This window comes from Mesoterricola silvestris (genome assembly GCF_030295405.1).
Taxonomy (GTDB): Bacteria; Acidobacteriota; Holophagae; order Holophagales; family Holophagaceae; genus Mesoterricola; species Mesoterricola silvestris.
On sequence record NZ_AP027080.1, the window covers coordinates 656,906 to 675,763 of the forward strand.

Annotated in this window: 11 protein-coding genes; 5 read left to right on the forward strand and 6 right to left on the reverse strand. The window is 68.8% G+C overall.

The features are described from left to right. Window positions 1–48 precede the first annotated feature (48 nt). On the reverse strand, window positions 49–2,670 hold the full coding sequence (locus tag R2J76_RS02825) for a valine--tRNA ligase (protein WP_316414265.1): 2,622 nt from the start codon (window positions 2,668–2,670) through the stop codon (window positions 49–51). 53 nt (window positions 2,671–2,723) lie between these two features. After that, window positions 2,724–6,122 (reverse strand): transcription-repair coupling factor, encoded by a 3,399-nt coding sequence (mfd, locus tag R2J76_RS02830; RefSeq protein ID WP_316414266.1) that lies wholly within the window; start codon window positions 6,120–6,122, stop codon window positions 2,724–2,726. A 107-nt stretch (window positions 6,123–6,229) separates the two neighbouring features. Here mfd and R2J76_RS02835 point away from each other — a divergent pair, with 107 nt between their 5' ends. From R2J76_RS02835 to R2J76_RS02845, 3 genes are all read left to right on the forward strand, one after another. Further along, entirely contained in the window at window positions 6,230–7,951 is a 1,722-nt protein-coding gene (locus tag R2J76_RS02835; RefSeq protein WP_316414267.1) for a RecQ family ATP-dependent DNA helicase, read from the forward strand. Between the two features lie 162 nt (window positions 7,952–8,113). After that, a complete protein-coding gene (locus tag R2J76_RS02840) occupies window positions 8,114–9,622 on the forward strand; it encodes a beta strand repeat-containing protein (RefSeq protein ID WP_316414268.1) in 1,509 nt (502 codons plus the stop codon). A 572-nt stretch (window positions 9,623–10,194) separates the two neighbouring features. Continuing rightward, entirely contained in the window at window positions 10,195–10,776 is a 582-nt protein-coding gene (locus R2J76_RS02845; RefSeq protein ID WP_316414269.1) for a DJ-1/PfpI family protein, read from the forward strand. Window positions 10,777–11,278: 502 nt separating this feature from the next. On the opposite strand, the gene R2J76_RS02850 is transcribed toward R2J76_RS02845, so the two are convergent. Genes R2J76_RS02850 through R2J76_RS02865 form a run of 4 tightly spaced genes read right to left on the reverse strand, consistent with a single transcriptional unit; the run spans window position 11,279 to window position 17,555 of the window. Next, on the reverse strand, window positions 11,279–14,446 hold the full coding sequence (locus R2J76_RS02850; protein ID WP_316414270.1) for an efflux RND transporter permease subunit: 3,168 nt from the start codon (window positions 14,444–14,446) through the stop codon (window positions 11,279–11,281). Between the two features lie 3 nt (window positions 14,447–14,449). Further along, window positions 14,450–15,559, reverse strand: a complete 1,110-nt coding sequence (locus R2J76_RS02855; RefSeq protein WP_316414271.1) for an efflux RND transporter periplasmic adaptor subunit — start codon at window positions 15,557–15,559, stop codon at window positions 14,450–14,452. A gap of 26 nt (window positions 15,560–15,585) precedes the next feature. Beyond that, a complete protein-coding gene (locus R2J76_RS02860) occupies window positions 15,586–16,890 on the reverse strand; it encodes a TolC family protein (protein ID WP_316414272.1) in 1,305 nt (434 codons plus the stop codon). A gap of 2 nt (window positions 16,891–16,892) precedes the next feature. Continuing rightward, complete coding sequence (locus R2J76_RS02865) at window positions 16,893–17,555, reverse strand: TetR/AcrR family transcriptional regulator (protein WP_316414273.1); 663 nt, start codon at window positions 17,553–17,555, stop codon at window positions 16,893–16,895. 132 nt (window positions 17,556–17,687) lie between these two features. Here R2J76_RS02865 and R2J76_RS02870 point away from each other — a divergent pair, with 132 nt between their 5' ends. Both R2J76_RS02870 and R2J76_RS02875 read left to right on the forward strand, forming a co-directional pair. Further along, window positions 17,688–18,026 carry a hypothetical protein gene (locus R2J76_RS02870; RefSeq protein ID WP_316414274.1) on the forward strand — a complete coding sequence of 113 codons (339 nt, stop codon included), beginning with the start codon at window positions 17,688–17,690 and terminating at the stop codon, window positions 18,024–18,026. A gap of 11 nt (window positions 18,027–18,037) precedes the next feature. Next, window positions 18,038–18,601: a hypothetical protein gene (locus tag R2J76_RS02875; protein WP_316414275.1), complete on the forward strand. Its 564-nt coding sequence runs from the start codon at window positions 18,038–18,040 to the stop codon at window positions 18,599–18,601. The last annotated feature ends 257 nt before the right edge of the window (window positions 18,602–18,858 follow it).

Sequence of the window (18,858 nt, forward strand, 5' to 3'; positions counted from 1 at the left end):
CGCCGGGCCTCCACCGGTGAACGCCCGGCGGGGCCCGGTGAACGGGGCCTAGACCGAGAGGAGTTCCCGGATCTTGGCGAGCCGGGCCTGCCTTTCCGCGGCGCCCGCGCGCATCTTGTTCACCGCGGCCTCGGGGGCCTTGGTTACGAAGGATTCGTCGGCCAGGCGCGCCAGGGAGGCCTCCAGTTCCTTTTCCAGCTTGTCGCGTTCCTTCTCCAGCTTGGCCTTCTCGGCGGCGGGATCCTTGAGGCCGGCCAGTTCCAGGGCGACGGTGCCGCCCGTGACCACGCCCACGGCCCGCGTGGGGGCGTGGATGTCGCCCCCGGAGAAGGTCAGGGACTCCAGGCGTCCGATGCTCTTGAGGCCCTCGGCGAAGGGCTCCAGGGCCGTGAGGGTGCAGAAGGCGGGCACCCGCCGGGCGGGATCCACGCCGTTGTCGGCCTTGAGGCGCAGGAAGGCGGTGAGGACTTCCTGGAAGCGGGGCACCAGGTCGGGGTCGCCGCCCTCGACCCCCAGGAGGGGATCGTCCAGGGGCCAGCTGCGGGCCGCAAGGAGCTCGGGCTCGCCCTGGGGGAGGCGGCCTTCCATGACGGCGGCGTGGATCTCCTCGGTGAGGAAGGGCACCACCGGGTGCAGGGCGCGGAGGAGGATGTCCAGGAAGTGCAGGATGGCGGCCTTCTGGGCGGCGGTGCCGTTCTGCAGGGTGACCTTGGCCAGCTCGATGTAGGTGGCGCAGAAGTCGTCCCACACCAGGTGGTAGAGCGTCTCGGCGGCCTCGTGGAAGCGGAATTCCTCGATGGCCCGGGTGGCCAGGCCCAGGCTTTCGCGCATGCGGCGGATCATCCAGTACTCGGCCTCGCCCAGGTCGGGCTTCACGGCGAGGGTGACGTCCGGGGTGAGGTTCATCTGCACGAACCGCGCGGCGTTCCAGAGCTTGTTGCAGAAGTTGCGGCTGGCCTCCAGGCGCGAGACGGACAGGGAGATGTCGGTGCCGGGGGCGGCCATGGCCGCCAGGGAATAGCGCAGGGCGTCCGTGCCGTAGTCGTCCATGGTCTGCAGGGGGTCGATGACGTTGCCCTTGGACTTGGACATCTTGGCGCCGTGCTCGTCCCGCACGAGGGCGTTGAAGTACACGTCCCGGAAGGGCACCTCGTCCGTCCAGGTGAGCCCGGCCATGACCATGCGGGCCACCCAGAAGAACAGGATGTCGTACCCGGTGATGAGCACGCTGGTGGGGTAGTAGCGCTTGAGGTCCCCGGTCTCGTCGGGCCAGCCGAAGACGCTGAAGGGCCAGAGGGCCGAGGAGAACCAGGTGTCGAGGGTGTCGGGGTCCTGGGTGAGGGCCGTGGAGCCGCAGGAACCGCAGGCGGCGGGGGCCTCCTCCTCCACGTTGAGGTGCCCGCAGGCGTCGCAGGTCCAGGCCGGGATCCGGTGGCCCCACCAGAGCTGGCGGGAGATGCACCAGTCCTGGATGTTCACGAGCCAGTGCTCCCACACCCCCGCCCACCGCTCGGGGGTGAAGCGGATGCGGCCGTCGCGCACGGAGGCCAGGGCCTTGGCGGCGGCCTCGTCGACCTTCATGAACCACTGCTCCGAGACCAGGGGCTCCAGGACGGCGCCGCTGCGGTCGCTCACGGACACCTGGTGGGTGTAGGGCTCGATCTTCTCCATGAGCTCCAGCGCCTCGAGGTCGTGGATGACCTTCTTGCGGCAGTCGAAGCGGTCCAGGCCCGCGTAGGCGGGGCCGGCGGCGGCCGTCATCTTGGCGTCGAAGCCGATGACGGTGATGCTGGGCAGGCCCAGGCGCTTGCCGGCGGCGTTGTCGTTGGGGTCGTGGGCGGGGGTGAGCTTCACGCAGCCCGTGCCGAACTTGGGGTCCACGAAGCTGTCGGCCACGATGGGGATCTCCCGGTCCGTGAGCGGCAGCTTGACGGTCCTGCCCACCAGGTGGCCGTAGCGCTCATCCTCGGGGTGCACGGCCACGCCGGTGTCGCCCAGCATGGTCTCGGGCCGGGTGGTGGCCACCACCATGAAGCCGCTGCCGTCGGCCATGGGGTAGCGGATGTGCCAGAGCTTGCCGTGGCGCTCGACGTACTTCACCTCCAGGTCGGAAAGCGCCGTCTGGCTCGCCGGGTCCCACTGGATCATGCGGGGGCCCTTGTAGATGCGGCCCGCCTTGTAGGACGCCGCGAAGACCTTGCGCACGGCCCGGTTGAGGTCGGGGTCCATGGTGAACCGCTTGCGGGTCCAGTCCACGGAGGCCCCCAGCCGGCGCAGCTGGTTCTCGATGGCGCCCTGGTTCTCGTCCTTCCAGGACCAGAGCCGCTCCAGGAAGGCCTCCCGGCCCACGTCGTGGCGGGTCTTGCCCTCGGCCTCCTTCAGCTGGCGCTCCACCACCACCTGGGTGGCGATGCCGGCGTGGTCCACGCCGGGCACCCACAGGGCGTCGTAGCCCTGGGCCCGCTTGAAGCGGGTGAGGATGTCGTGCAGGGTGAACACCAGGGCGTGGCCCATGTGCAGGTTGCCCGTGATGTTGGGGGGCGGGATGACGATGGACCAGGGCTTCTTTCCGCTCCCGGGCTGGGCCTCGAAGATGCGGGAGGACTCCCACCGCTCGTACCACCGGTGCTGGGCGGTCTTGAAATCGAAGGCCTTGTCCATCTCTTGCATTTTGCGGATCCTAAAGGGTCCATTTTGTCAGACTGGAAAGGGTCAGGCCACCTTTAGAATGCGGCCCAGGCCCCGAGGATCTCCTGGGCCTGGCGTATGGCCGCGTCCCCCGGGGCCGGAGCGGCGACGAGCACCGTCCCGTCCGGGTTGAACTGGCCCCCCTTCTGCTGGCGCACCCAGGCCATGAGCTTTCCGGGGTCCACGGGGGTCTGGGGGGAGAGGCGCAGCTTCAGGCGGCCCTTCTCGGCCGACACCTCGCCCACGGCCAGGGCCTGGGCGAGGATCTTCACCCGCAGCAGCTCGAAGAAGCGCGCGCTCTCCTCGTCCTGCTCCGGGATCCGGCCGAAGCGGTCCTCCAGCTCCAGGCGGTACAGCTCCAGGTCCCGCTCCGTGCGAAGGCGCGAGGCGCGCTTGTAGGCCACGAGGCGCTCCGATGCCTGGTCCACCCATTGGCGGGAGAGCTGGGCCGCGCCCAGTTCGAGCTTCACCTCGAAGGTGCCGCTGGGCTGCCCCTGGAGCTCCTGGAGGGTCTCCTCCAGCAGCTTGATGTAGAGCTCGAAGCCGATGTCGTGGATGTGCCCGGACTGCTCCCCGCCCAGGATGTTGCCGGCCCCGCGCAGCTCCAGGTCCTGGGCCGCGACCCGGAAGCCCGAGCCCAGCTCCGAGAAGTCCTCCAGGGCCTGGAGGCGCTTGCGGGCGTCCTCGCTGATCTCGCCCTTGCCGGGGATGAGGAGGTAGGCGTAGGCGGGCACGTCGCTGCGCCCCACCCGTCCGCGGAGCTGGTAGAGCTGGCTCAGGCCGAAGGTGTCGGCGCGGTGCACGATGAGGGTGTTGGCGTTGGGCACGTCCAGGCCGTTCTCCACGATGGTGGTGGCCACCAGGACGTCGATGCGGCCCTCCATGAAGCCCAGCATGGCGGCCTCCAGGGCCTCGTCGGTCATCTGGGCGTGGCCCACCCCGACCCGCGCGTCGGGCACCAGTTCGCGGATGCGGGTGGCCACGGTGACGATGGACTCCACGCGGTTGTGCACCACGTACACCTGCCCGCCCCGGCGCAGCTCGAACTGGATGGCGGTGGCGATGAGCTCGTCGGACCAGGGGGCCACCACGGTCTCGATGGCCAGGCGGTTCCGGGGCGGGGTCTCGATGAGGCTCATCTCCCGCAGGCCCGTGAGGCTCATGTGCAGGGTGCGGGGGATGGGGGTGGCGCTCATGGCCAGCACATCCACGTTGGCGCGCATCTTCTTGAGGCGCTCCTTGTGGCTCACCCCGAAGCGCTGCTCCTCGTCGATGACCACCAGGCCCAGGTCGCTGAACTTCACGCGGGCCCCCAGCAGCTGGTGGGTGCCGATGACGATCTCCACCTTGCCGGCCTCCACGTCCTGGAGGATGGCCTTGGTCTCGGCCGCGTCCACGAAGCGGTTGAGCATTTCCACCCGCACCGGGAAGGCCGAGAAGCGTTCCTTGAAGGTGCGGAAATGCTGGAAACAGAGGATGGTGGTGGGACACAGCACGGCCACCTGGCGCCCCTCCAGGGCCACCTTGGCCGCGGCCCGCATGGCCACCTCGGTCTTGCCGAAGCCCACGTCCCCGCAGAGGAGCCGGTCCATGGGCACGGGCCGCTCCAGGTCGGCCTTGATGGCCTCGGTGGCCTCGATCTGGTCGGGGGTCGGCTCGAAGGGGAAGGTGGCCTCGAATTCCGCCATCTCCGGGCCGTCCGGGGGGTAGGCGTGGCCCGCCTCCAGCTTGCGCTGGGCGTAGAGCTTGAGCAGTTCCTCGGCCATGTCGCGGATGGCCTTCTTGGCCCGGCGCTTGACCTTGGCCCAGGAGGCGCCGCCCAGCTTGTCCAGGGGCGCCAGGCCTCCGTCGGGCGATACGAAGCGCTGGATGAGGTCGGCCCGCTCCAGGCTCACGTTGAGCTTGCCGCCGTCGGCGTAGCGGAGCTGGACCACTTCCTGCTCCTCGCCGCCGATGTTCAGGGCGCCGAAGCCCAGGAACTCCCCGATGCCGTGGTCCAGGTGCACCACCCGGTCCCCGGGCTTGAGGTCCCGAAGGTCCGAAAGGAAGGGCGCGGAGCGGCTGCGCTTGGGGGGGGCGGCCAGGGCCTTGCGCCCGAAGACCTCCCGTTCGGTGAGCACCAGGATACGGGGCTCCTTAAGGAAGGTGCCCGCCGACAGGGGCAGGTGCACGGTGCGGCATCCCGGCTGGGTTCCGAAGGACACCGGCAGCTCATACTCCTGGAAGATCTCGCCGAACCGGTCCCGCATGCCCGGGGTGGAGCCCGCCAGGAAGATGTGGTGGCCGGAGAGGGCCAGCTCCTGGAGGTGCTCCGCCAGGTCCCCGAGCCGGCCATGGAACTCCCGCGGGGGCGTGGCCTGCAGGGCCACGGTGGCCTCGCTCTGCCATTCCGTGAGCAGGAGGGTGGTGCGGCTGGGGTCGGTCTCCAGGAACCGGTCCTCGAATTCCGGGCACACCACGCCGCCCCGGCGCAGCACGGCCAGGCTTTCCTGGATGCGGGCCCGCTCCCGGTCGGCCACGGCGGCCTCCCACTGGGGTTCCAGGCGCACCCGCAGGCACGGGGGCACCCAGTGCGCCAGCTGGCCCTTGGGCTGGGCCAGCATGGGGTAGAACAGCTCCTCGCCCGGGAAGTGCCCCTGGGAGGCCAGGCGGGAGCGCCGGAACTCCAGGTCGTCCTCGGGCTCGGGGGTGAGGGAGGCGCGGCTCTCCACCGCGGCCAGGAGGGGGTCCCCATTGCCGCGCTCGCCTTCGAAGCGCGGGTAGAGGGTGATGGCCTGGAGCTGGTCCCCGCTGCGGCGCTGGGATTCGGGATCGAAGGGGCTGAGCCGCTCCAGCTCGTCCCCGAAGAACTCCAGGCGCAGGGGCGCGTCGAGGTGGTCCGGCCAGAGGTCCACCACCAGGCCCCGGGCGCTGAACTCCCCGGGGCTCCCGGCCAGCTCCGTGCGGCGGTAGCCCAGGGCCACCAGGGTCTCCAGCAGGAGGTCCCGGGGCACCTCGGTGCCCTGGGCCAGCTCGAGCTTCTGGCGCTGGAACCAGGTGGGGTGGGGCAGCCGCTCCAGGGCCGCCAGGGGGCCCGTGACCAGCACCTGCACCCGGTGCTCCAGGAGGCCGATGAGGGTGGCCAGGCGGTCCCGGGTGACCACGAAGGGGGGGCTGGACTCGCCGCCGGCGAAGGGGGCGAAGCCGGGGAAGTGCGCCACCCGCGCGTCCGGGAGGGCCACGGCCAGGTCGTGGGCCAGGGTCTGGGCCTCCAGTTCCGTGGGGGCGTCCACCCAGAGGGTCTTCTGCCGGCCCTCCTCCGTGGTCCACCGCGCGAGGATGAGGGCGAGGGCGGTGGGGGAGGTCCAGCGGAACCTCGCCCCCGGATCCTCCAGGGCCCGGGCGTCCAGGAGGCGGAGGAGGTCGTTCAGGGCGGCGCGGTCTTGACTGCTCATGGAACCAGTGTGCCCCAAGGAAGAAGCAGTGAACATGAATGCCGGGCGGGACCGGCATTTGGCATCCGGGCCCCGAGGCCTGACAATGGAGTCTTGCCCGGTGGTCCATGCCCCTTGAAAAAGATATCCAGACGCTGCGCCTCCTGTTCGAATCCGGGGAACGGGACGCGTGCCGGCAGTCCCTGGGGGCCCTGCGGGACCGCTACCGCGCCGAGCCGGAGGCCTTCAGCGCCGCGGCCATCGCCACCCTGAAGGAGATCGCGGGGGCCCTGAGGGAGGAACCCGACCTCAAGGCCCGGCTCAAGTCGGTGTTCGGCTTCGACACCTTCCGCCCCGGCCAGGAGGAGGTCATCCGCGCCGTCATGGCGGGCCGGGACTGCCTGGCGGTGATGCCCACCGGGGCGGGCAAGTCCCTCACGTACCAGCTGCCGGCGCGGCTCCTGGGGGGCACGACCCTGGTCATCTCGCCCCTCATCGCCCTCATGAAGGACCAGGTGGACGCCCTCGTGGACGCGGGGCTGCGGGCCACCTTCCTCAATTCGTCCCTGGAATCCGGGGAACGGCTGGAGCGCATCCGGCAGCTGCACCGGGGGGAATACGAACTGGTGTACGCGGCGCCCGAGGGCATCGAGCAGAGCGTGGGCCCGCTGCTTGATCGTTTGGACCTTCGCCTCATCGCCGTGGACGAGGCCCATTGCATCAGCCACTGGGGGCACGACTTCCGCCCCGCCTACCGGAACCTGGCGGGCCTCAAGGCGCGGTTCGGCCACCTGCCGGTGCTGGCCTTGACGGCCACGGCCACCTCCGAGGTGCGCCGGGACATCATCGCGCAGCTGGGCATGAACGCGCCCCTGGACTACCTGGGCTCCTTCTACCGGCCCAACCTGCGGCTCCACGCCGTGAAGAAGGGCGGGGACGGCCCCGCGGTGCGCGAGGCCATCCTCGACCTCGTCCGGGCCCGGCCCGGGCAGAGCGGGATCATCTACTGCCTGTCGCGCAAATCCACGGAATCCACGGCGGAGTACCTGCGGAGCCGGGGCGTGAGGGCCATGGCCTACCACGCGGGGCTGGACGCCCAGGCCCGGGAGGCCGCCCAGGAGGCCTTCCGCCGGGACGACGTGGACGTGGTCACCGCCACCATCGCCTTCGGCATGGGCATCGACAAGAGCAATATCCGCTACATCATCCACCGGGACCTGCCCAAGAGCCTGGAGGGGTACTACCAGGAGATCGGCCGCGCCGGCCGCGACGGCGCGGACGCCGACTGCGTGCTGTTCTACTCCTGGGCGGACGTCATGAGCCTGGAGCGGTTCCTGGACGGCCTGGACCCCGCCGTCGCCCAGGTGCAGCGCAAGCAGATCCGCGCCATGTACGATTTCGCGGAGAACCGCACCTGCCGGCACCGCGCGCTGGTGGGGCACTTCGGCGAGCGCATCGAGGCCTGCGGGTGCTCCTGCGACGCCTGCACGGGGCGGGACGTGCTCAGCGAAATCCCGCTGGCGGCGGCGCTGAGCGACTTCCGTGCCGGCAAGAAGCCAAAGGTTCCCAAGGGAAATTTTCATAATCCGCAGCCCGCCGCCCCCGCCCCCGTCGAGGGGGGGGAGGATGCGGTTTTATTCTTGAAACTCAAGGCTTTGCGCAAGCAGATCGCGGACCGCAGGAACCTCCCCGCGTACATCGTTTTCAGCGACACGACGCTGCACCAGATGGCCCGGTTCAAGCCCGGAACCCCCCAGGAAATGATGGCTATCAGTGGAGTTGGGCCCAAGAAACTGGAGACGTACGGGGAGGAATTTCTCCGCCTTCTCGCCGAGCCCCTGGACGCTTGACCCCCCTCGGGTTGAACCGTTAACCTGCCTTGGGGTTGTCAATTTTATCAGCACATTCCAGGCTTCTCCCCTCCCTGGGATGGTCTCCTTTTCGCAAGGAATACGGAAATGGTCGCTCGATACTGCTGGTCGTTGGTGACAGTCGCCTGCATCGTTGGAACGGTGGGGTGCCACAAAAGCAACAGCCCCGCGGCCTCGTCGGTACCGGTCATAACCTCCTTCACGCCGACGCAGGGCCTGACCGGCTCCAAGATCGAAGTCTCGGGCTCGGGCTTCGACGGGACCACCACCGTGAGCGTCGGCGGCGTCACCGCGGACTGGAAGCGCAACAACAACAATTCCCTGACCGTGACGGTCCCCGACGGGGCCATGTCCGGCGTCATCGGCGTCGTGAACTCCCTGGGCAGCGGCGGCAGCACGACCACCTTCAGCGTCATCCCCACCGTCACGGCCATCAGCCCCACCAGCGGCTCCCCGGGCACCACCGTGACCCTCACCGGCACCGGCTTCACCGGATCCCAGGTGGTCAAGTTCGGAACCGGCCCCGCGGCCAATTTCTACGTCAACAGCGCCACCCAGATCCAGGCGGTGGTCCCCCTGGGCTCGTCCACCGGCCCCATCTCCGTCACCACCGTCAACGGCAGCGTCTCCCTCACGGCCACGTCGCCCACCTTCACCTATTCGGGCGGAGGCGTCACGGCCCCCGTGCTCACCTCCTTCACCCCCGCCCAGGCCGCCGTGGGCGATTACGTGGTCCTCGCGGGTTCCGGGTTCACCGGCGTCGCCGGCGCCTCCATCGGCGGGGTCAGCGCCTACTTCACGGTCACCAGCGACACGGCCATGAGCATCCAGGTTCCCGCGGCCGCGGCCTCCGGCTTCATCCAGCTCACGGGCGTCCTGGGCTCGGCCACGTCGGACACGCGCTTCCTCGTGACCCCGACCCTGTCCAGCTTCAGCCCCGCCACCGGCCCCTCCGGCACGCTGGTCACCCTCACGGGCACCGGATTCTCGGGCGCCACGTCGGTGACCTTCGGCAACGCGGTGGAATCCAAGTTCATCGTCATCGATTCCAACACCATCAAGGCCAACGTCAAGGCGGGCTCGGCCACGGGCCCCATCACGGTGACCACCAACGGCCTGACCGCCGCCAGCTCCACCAGCTTCACCTTCGTCCCCGACGCCGTCAACGCGCCCGTCATCACCGGGCTCACCCCCGTCAAGGCCGCCGTGGGCGACACGGTGACCCTCACCGGCAGCGGCTTTACCGGCGTCTCGGACGTCACCGTGGGCGGCGCGGACGCGCCGAAGTTCGCGGTGACCGACGCGGCCACCCTCACGGTCACGGTGCCCAGCGCCGCCGCCACGGGCTTCATCACCGTCACCAACGCCCTGGGCGCCACCGCCTCCCCGGTGATCTTCACCGTCACCCCCACCGTCACCGGCCTCTCCGCCCTGTCCGGCAAGGTGGGCTCCACCCTGACCCTCACCGGCACCGGCTTCATCGGCGCCGAATCCGTGACCTTCACCGGCGGCCCCGCCGCCAACTACGTGGTGGTGGACGCCAACACCATCACCGTCACCGTCCCCGACGGCGCCACCACCGGCGTCGTGAGCGTCTCCGCCTTCGGCACCACCGCCTCCAGCTCGGCCGTCTTCACCGTTTTGCCCTAGCTTCCTAATCATACGTGTCCCAGACCTTCGCCCCGGTTCGTCCTCGCCGGCTAAGCCGGCGAGGACGGGGATGACAGAACGGACACAAAGTCGGTGCTCCGCCCATTCGCTTCGTTGAGCGGAGCGGAAGCCGGAACGGAAAGCCTCTCCTGGAGGTCCCTGGCGAGGAGCGGCTCCCACGTTTTCATGGATCCGCTTCGCGATAGACCTTTCGGCGCCGGTGGGCGCCGACGCTGCCTGGTGCGCACCTCCCCCAACCCATTGAAGCCATCCCGACCCCAGATCCGCTGACCCCGGTTTCAAGCGTTTGCCGCTTAACGCATTCAGCATTCGGCGCGAGCCAGCATCCTGGTCGAAACTCGCGAAGAGAGCCCCCCAGGTGGGTCGGGGCCAATGGGTGACAACACAGTCCCATGGATGAAAGGAGCGCTTTCCGTTGCTGCGGGCTTGGCCCGCAGCAACGACCCGGGCCGAACGTCGGGGACACGTGCGATTACCCAGCCGACCATTTTCTTGGCGACTTTTCCCTGGGGCCGACTAGAATTCCACAGGAATCAATCCCGGAGGCCTCCATGGCAGCGAAGAAGATCCTGATGCTCGTCGGTGATTTTGTCGAGGACTACGAAGTGATGGTCCCCTTCCAGATGCTCCTGATGGTGGGCCACACCGTCCACGCCGTGTGCCCGGACAAGAAGCCCGGGGACTTCGTGCGCACCGCCATCCACGACTTCGAGGGCGACCAGACCTATTCCGAAAAGCCCGGCCACCGCTTCACCCTGAACGCCTCCTTCGCCGAGGCCCGGGCCGAGGACTACGACGCCCTGGTCATCCCCGGGGGCCGCGCCCCCGAGTACCTGCGCCTCAACCCCAAGGTCCTGGACCTGGTGCGGGCCATGGCCAAGGCCGGCAAGCCCATCGCCGCCATCTGCCACGGCCCCCAGATCCTGGCCGCCGCCGGCGTCCTGGAAGGCCGCCCCTGCACCGCCTACCCCGCCGTGGGCCCCGAAGTGACCGAGGCCCGCGGGAAATTCGTGGACATCCCCGTGGACAAGGCCCACGTGGACGGCAACCTCGTGACCGCCCCCGCCTGGCCCGCCCACCCCGACTGGATCGCCAAATTCCTCAACGTCCTCGGCACCCGCATCGAGCTCTGAGGCCGGGTGGGTTTGGATTTCCCGGAGGGGCCGAGGCGTCCCCGCCGGGGGCCGCAGGTTTGTTCCACCGGGTTCCAGGCCTGAACCGCGACCCAAAGGGGTCCCATCCCCGGGCCCCGACCCACCGGTAGCGCATTCGCAGCAGCGAGCTGCTGCGAATGCGCTGGCCGTTGTCCATTGATGGAGGGGGGGATGAGTGGGGAGGGGGCTCCCTTTCGGAACGGCCTCCGGGTGCGGTCCAGGTGGGCCGTATGCCGCGAAGAGCGCGTCCCACCTCCTCGACAACACGTTCTCAATGGATCACGGCAAGCGCAATCGCAGCAGCTTGCTGCTGGGATCGCGCTACCGATGGGTCGGCGCCCGGGGATGGGACCCCTATGGGTCGGGGCTCAGGACGGGAACCCGGCGGAACAAACCTGCGGCCCCCGGCAGGGATCGCTTGGACGGGAGGCAAGGGAAAGGCGCCCGCAGCATGGCCGCGGGCGCCTTCGGTCTGCCGGCCCTACTTCCGCAGCGCGGTCCGGATCCTTTCCCAGGCCTTCTTCCAGGTGAAGGCGTCCAGGAGGTCGAAGAAGACCGGGATGACGATGAGGGTGAGGAGGGTGGAGGTGATGATGCCGCCCACCACGGCACGGGCCATGGGGGCCCGCATCTGGGCGCCGGCGCCCAGGGCCAGGAAGAGGGGGAGCATGCCGCCCACCATGGCGAAGGTGGTCATGAGGATGGGCCGGAGACGGGTGGTGCCGGCCTCGATGAGGGCGTCCTTGCGGCTCATGCCCTCCTCCCGGATGTTCTGCAGGGCGCGGTCCACCAGGAGGATGGCGTTCTTGGTGACCAGGCCCATGAGGAGGATGAGGCCGATGCTCGTCATCATGCTCTGGGCGTCGCCCGTGATGAGCAGCATCATCACCAGGCCCACCATGGAAAGGGGGAGGCTCAGCATGATGGTGATGGGGAGCTTGAAACTCTCGAACTGGCTGGCCAGGACGAAGTAGATGAAGGCCACGGCCATGAGCATGGCGGTGCCCATGTAGCCGGCGGTCTCCTTGTTGTTGCGGGCGGAGCCGGTGAAGGCCACCTCCACGCCTTCGGGGAGGGTGCCCTTCTTCTTCAGGGCGGCCAGTTTCACGTTGGCGTCGGCCACCACCTCGTTGAGGGTCCGGCCCTCCTTGTTGGTGGAGATGAGGATCTGGGACTGCAGGGCGCGGCGCTGGAGCTTGGCGGGGGCCGTGGTCTCCTCGAAGCGGGCCACGTTGCTGAGCTTGACCTGGAGGTTGTTGCCGGCCTTGTCCTTCTTGGTGGAGCCCACGGTCATGCCTTCCAGCAGGTCGCCCCGGGAGCGGTTGGCGTCCGAAAGGCGCACGGTGACGTCGTACTGCTCGCCGGTGCCGGGGTCCTCGAACTTCGCCACGTCCACGCCGTCCACCAGGGGGCGCACCAGGTTGGCCACGGCCATGGGGGAGACCCCCAGGTCCGAGGCCCGCCGGCGGTCCACGGCCAGGCGCAGTTCGGGCTTGCCCAGGTCCTTGCTGCTGGACACGTCCACCACGCCGTCGATGCCCTTCAGCAGGTCCCGCACGATGGGCTCGGCCTGCTCCATGGCCCTGCGGTCGGGGGACATGACGGCCAGGGCGATGGGCTTGCTGTCGCCGAAGTCCGAAACGGCGGAGATGTCGGTCTCCACCCCGGGCACGGCCCGGAAGCGGTCCCGCAGCTCGCGGCGGATGTAGACCATGTCCCGGCGGCGGCCTTCGGAAAGCTTGACGTAGATGGTGCCCTCGGTGATGGTGCCGTTCAGGCCGGTGCCGATGGTGGTGTAGACGTGCTCGACCTCCTTGTTCTCCTTGCCGTCGGGGCGGGTGGAGATGATCTGCTCGAGCTGGGCCGCCTTGCGGCGGGAGGCCTCGAGGCTGGCGCCGGACTCCACCTTGAAGCCCACCTGGAAGTCGCCGCGGTCGTAGTCGGGCATGAAGTCGCCGCCCAGGAGGGGCATGAGGACGATGGCCAGGGCGAAGCTCGCCAGGCCGATGCCCAGCACCGTCCAGCGGTGGCCCATGGCCCAGGTGATGGCGCTCTTGTAGGCCTTCTCCCAGCCGTCCAGCTTGTCGTTGAACCAGTCCACGGTCTTCATGATGAAGTGGCGGTGGCCGTGGTGGGACTCCTGGTAGCCCTTCTCGTGCTCGGGATCGGGCCACACGGCGCTGAGCATGGGATCCAGGGTGAAGCTCACGAAGAGCGAGACGGCCACGGCGAAGGCGACGGTGATGCCGAAGGAGAAGAAGAACCTGCCCACGATGCCGCCCATGAAGGCCACGGGGATGAACACCGCCAGGATGGACAGGGTGGTGGCGATGACGGCGGGGCCGATCTCCGCGGTGCCCTCCCGGGCCGCGGTGATGTGGTCCTTGCCCATTTCGGCGTGGCGGGTGATGTTCTCCCGCACCACGATGGCGTCGTCGATGAGGATGCCGATGGCCAGCGAGATGGCCATGAGGGTCATGGTGTTCAGCGTGAAGTCCAGGACCTTCATGATGGTGAAGGTGCTGATGACGGACACGGGGAGCGTGAGGCTGGTGATGATCGTGGACCGCCAGCTCTTGAGGAAGTAGAAGACGATGATGACGGTGAGGATGCCGCCCAGGACGATGGAGACCACGACGTCGTCGACGGAATCATTGATGAACTTGGAGTTGTCCTTGGCCTTCACGGTCGTGACGCCCATTTTCGCGAGGTCGGGCTTCAGGCGCTCCACGGCGGCGTCCACGCTGCGCACCATGGCCACGGTGTTGCCGCCGATCTGCTTCTGGATTTCCAGGGCCACGGCGTCGGTGCCGTCCATGCGGGCCAGGCTGCGCTTCTCCTTGATGCCGTCCACCAGGGTGGCCACTTCGCGGAGCTCGATGGGCCGGCCCTTCTGGTTGCCCACGACGACGCTGTTGAAGTCCTCCACCTTCCGGGCCTTGGCGTCGACCCGGACGCTGATCTCGCGGGTCTCGGTGAGGAGGTTGCCGCTGGGGATGGCCATGGTGTCCTGGCCCAGGGCGTTCATGACCTGGGGCAGGGTGAGGCCCAGGGACTCCAGCTTCTGGGGATCCACCTGCACCAGGATGTTGCGGGTGGAGCCGCCCACCACCTCGGCCTTGCCCACGCCGGGGATGTTCTCCAGGCGGCGCTTGAGGAACTCGTCGGCGATGCGGGTGACCTCGCGGTTGCCCATGCCCTTGTGGGCGTCGTCGGGCTTGACGATGAGGCTCAGGACGGGGAGCTGGGCGGGGTCGAACTTCTGGATGATGGGTTCCTTGATGGTGTCGGGCAGGTTGCGCCGGATCTGGCCCACCTTGCTGCGCACGTCGTCCAGGGCCTTGTCCACGTCGCGCTCGATCTCGAACTCGACGGTGACGGTGCCCAGGCCGTCCTGGCTGGTGGAGCTGATCTCCCGCACCTTCTCGATGGGGTTGACGGCCTCCTCGATCTTCTTGATGACGTCCTGCTCGACGGCGTCGGGGCTGGCGCCGGGGTAGACGACGCTGATGGTGACCACCGGCATGTCGACCTTGGGGAAGCTGTCGAGGCCCAGGCCCTTGATGGAGAAGAGGCCCAGGACCACGAGGGCCAGCATGACGCAGGTGGTCAGCACGGGCCTCTTGATGGATAGATCGGAAAGGAACATGGCTCACTTCCCCTTTTCGGTTTCGAGCTGGAGGCGGGTGCCGTCGGCCACCAGGTCGCGGCCCTGGGCCACGACCTGGGCGCCCACGGGAAGGCCGTCCACGGAGCGCCAGCCGCCCTGGTCGGGGCCCACCAGGATCCGTCTGCGCCGGGCGACGCCGTTCTCCGCCACGAAGACGTCGGCGTCCCGGCCCACGGCGGTGAGGATGGCGCTGGGCAGGGCGGGGCGCCGGACCTCGCCGTCGCCCAGGATCACGCCCTCGGCGAAGAGCCCGCTCTTGAGGCGGCCGTCGGCGTTGGGCACCTCCATGCGCACCCGCAGGGTCCGGCCGTCCTGCATGACCGAGCCGCTCACCTGGGTGAGGGTGGCCTCGAAGGGCTGGTCGAAGCCGGCGATGCGGAAGGATGCCTTCATGCCCTGCTTCACCGCGGCCACGGCCTCGGCGGGAAGGTCCGCCTGGATCTCCAGCTTGCGGTTGTCCACGACGGTGAAGGCGGTCTGGCCCGGGGCGAGCATCTCGCCGGGCTGGATGAGGCGCTGGGCCACCTCGCCCGCGAAGGGGGAGGTGATGCGCGACTTCCTCAGGCGGCTCTTGGCCAGGCCCAGGTTGCTGTCGGCGGCGCGGACCATGGCCATGGCGGCGTTGTAGTTGGTCTCGGCCTGTTGCGCGGACTGGCGCGTGACGCTGCGCTTCTCCAGGAGGCTCTGGGCGCGCTCGTTGTCGCGGCGGGCCTGCTGGGCCTGGGCCTGGGCCTGGGCGAGCTGGGCTTCGGCGGCCTGGACGGACAGGAGGAGATCGTCCTCGTCCTGGGCGGAGAGCACGGCGCCGGCTCCCACGCGGTCCCCCTCCTGGACGATGACCCGGGTGACCCGGCCGGACACTTCGGCCTTGAGCTCGGCGCGGTTCACGGCCAGGAGGGTGCCGGTGAAGGCGATGGCCCCCCGGAAGGAATGGTTCTCCACGCCCGCGAGGGTGACGGGGACGAGGCCCTCCTGCTTCTGGGCGCGTTGGCGGACGATCTCCGCGTGCTTGCGGTACTGGTGGACGCCGATGGTCCCGGCGATGAGGACGGCGGGCAGGGCCGCGTAGACGAGAATTCTGGGGCTGCTCATGGGTTACCTCGTGGGATCCGGGACGATCAAAGGGGAGGGAGGCCGCAGGAGCGGCGGTAGTCGAAGAGCGCGGTCCAGACGCCCAGCTGGGCCCGGCGGCGCTGGCTCTCCTGCTGGCGCTCGGTGCGCTCGGCCTGGAGGAGGTCCAGGGACGTGATCAGGCCCTGGTCGTAGGATTCGCGGCTGTTGCGCAGGGCCTCCAGGGCAGCGTTGTAGGCCGATTGGGCCGCGTCGTGGAAGGCCAGGGCCTTCGCCATCTCGCGTTCGGCGCTGCTGCGCTCCACGGCGATGGCCCGCTCCTTGTCGATGCGGGCCTGGGCCACCTGCTCCAGCTGGGCCCGGTTCTGGGCGCGCTTGCCGGAGGCCCGGAGCCCGTCGAAGACCGGGAACTTCATGGTGACGTTCACGCGCCAGGTGTCGTAGGGCTCGTGGAAGAGATTGGGGGTCTTGTTGGCCTGGTACCCGTACGAGGCGTTGAAGTCGAACTTGGGCCTCAGGTCGGACTTGATGATCTGGTCGTTGGCGCGGTACATGGCCTCCTGGGTCCGGAACTGGGAGATTTCGCTGCGTTCGCCGGTGGACACGGGAAGGCGGGTGTCGGGGGCGCCCGGGTCGCTCAGCTTCAGGGGGGTCCGGGGATCCAGGCCCAGCTGGCCGTTGAGCAGTTCCATGGCGCGCTTGTAGGTGGCCTCGGCCTGGAGGTTCTCCGGCACCACGCCCAGGTACTCGCTCTCGGCCCGGAGCCGGTCCAGTTCCGTGGCGCTCTGGGCCTCCAGCTTGGCCTTCACGTCGCTGAGGAACTGCTCGGCGGTCCTGAGGCGGGTCTGCACCACCTCCAGCTCCGCCTGGGCCGCCAGCACCCCGATGTAGGCCTTGGCCACCCCGTGGAGGGTGTCCAGCTCGGCGGTGGTGTAGGCGAAGGCGGCCTCCTTCTCCCCCATCTGGGCGATCTTCACCGCCGTGCCCAGCTTGCCCCAGTAGAAGAGGGGCTGGGAGACGTTGGCCGAGGTGGTGTAGACCGTCGTGGGGGACACGAGGCTGGAGGGCGCCATGCCGAAGGCCCCCACGACGCTGCCCAGGTTGCTGTTGAGCAGGGACACGTCGCGCACGCGGGTGAAATCGCCGTTCAGGGAGAGCTGGGGCAGGGCATCGGCCCGGGTGCTGGTGATGAGCCCGCGCCGCTCGTCCACGCGGGCCTTGGAGGCCTGGAGCAGGGGATTCTCGGCCCGGGCGCGGGCCAGGGCCCCGGCCAGGTCGAAGGCCAGGGGCGGCGCCTGGGGCGGGGTGGGGGGAAGCTGGGCCACGTCGGCCGCGGGGGGGAAGAACACCATGGTCATGCTCCTGGGAACGCTTCGGGGACCGCGAGGCCCCGGAGGCTGAATTCGGTGATGTGCCGGGCCACGGCCTTGAAATCCTGGGGATAGTCGGGTTCTTTCCGGATCAGGCGGACCAGCTTGAGGTTGTTGTGGAGGTGGACCACCTGGGCGAGGATGCTGTTCATGTACTCATGGGCCTGGAGGGTCTCCAGGTCGGGCCGGAGCACCCGGATGCAGGCCAGGAGCCGGTCCATGGTGGGCCGCAGGTGCTCCAGGATCAGGTCGGCCACGTCCTGGCGGGGCGACTGCAGCTCCCGGGTCACCAGGAGGAGGCTGGCCCGGTCCAGTTCGGTTCCGTCCGCGCAGGCGAGGAGCTCGTCCATGAGGCCCTCGACGATCTCCCCCAGGGTGGCCATGGCCAGGCGCCGGTCCTCGGGTCCCCCGGTGCCGGCCGGCATGGGGGGAGCCATCTCCGGGCGGGACCGGAAGATGTGCCTCAACGCTTCGGCGTAGAGGCCGGTCTTGCCGCCGAAGTGGTACTGGACCAGGGCCGAATTGGCCTTGGCCCGCTGGGCGATCTCCCGGATGCCCGTCGCGTCGAAGCCCTTCTCCGCAAAGCAGAGGATGGCGGCTTCGATGAGGCGGGTCCGGGAGGAGGTTTCCGGGTCGTGCTGGGTCATGGGGGCCTCGAAGGAACTTAATCAATCGGATGATCAAGCTTCCTTGATCTTAATCAATCGTTTGATTGGGTCAAGGACTTTGTTCCGGGAGGCCCGTTCCGTGCTATTCCTGTAAGGCATGAGGAGCGCGTGATGCTGTTCTACATCTCTCTGTACGTCCTGGCGGCCATCCTGCTCTTCCAGGGCACCCAGCTCCTGGGCGAACTGTCCGAGCCCCGGGAGGCCCTCCCCTCCGAGGTGAGGCCGGCCTCGCCCTGGGCCGCCCGATGGGGCGGTTTCCTGGTCACCTACGGGGCCGCCATGATCCTCACCGGGATCCTGAGCCACGGCTACGACTGGTTCCAGGGCTCCCTGGGCCTCCTGAGGGGCTTCGGCGTGGCCATCGAGACCCTGTTCGGCCTCTGGCTGGTCTTCGGGCGCAAGGTGGACTACACCCCCGCCCCCGGCGCTCCGGCCCCCGCCCACCACTGAAAAGGACCCCGATGACCGCGGCACCCAAGGCCCCCAAGAAGGAAAAGGAAAAGCGCCAGACGCCCGAAGAGCGCCTGGAGGCCATGCGGTACAACCACATGATGTACGGCCCCACCGAGGGGGAGCTGAAGCTGGCCCCGAAGAAGATCGACTACGGCATCTCCTACATCAAGCACCCCAAGTTCCAGAGCCTCCTCACCGCCTTCAAGCGGGGCGCCGAGTTCAAGTTCGACGTCACCGCCACCGGCAAGGTCTACACCATCGCCACCGACGGCTCCCACATCACCGTCAACGGCAAGGTCCTGTTCTACTCCCGGATGCTGAACCGGTACGAGAACAACCTCCTCCTCAACAAGGCCACGGCCATCCAGAACGCCACCTCGGACCCCCTGGTGCACCTGGTCTTCGCCGTCCTGCGCAGCTTCCCCGAACTCGCCGGCTACCAGGTGAACTACCTGAACAAGAAGTTCTGGAACGGCAGCGAGGTCCTCGACACGGGCCAGGTGGAGGAGGACGCCAACCTCCTCATCGGCTCCTTCAAGCACAACAACACCCTCGAAAAGCCCCGCAGGTAGATTCGGGCGGGTTCCAGTTCGGCGCGCCGCGGGTTCGGTGACGCAGGCAAGCTGCGTCACCGGAGGGCTCACCGCTGCGAGTTGTGGTGGAGTGTTCGCACACTCCGGCTTCATTGGGGGGGTGGGCGGCGGGAGGAGCTCCTCTCTCCGGGAAGGCCTATCCATCGGGGGTACGCTGCGAGTGGTCCTGGCGGAGGGTGGATTCGCGCCGACGCTGACTGGTCAACGTCGGCGCGAATCCATCTTCAAGGCCCGCG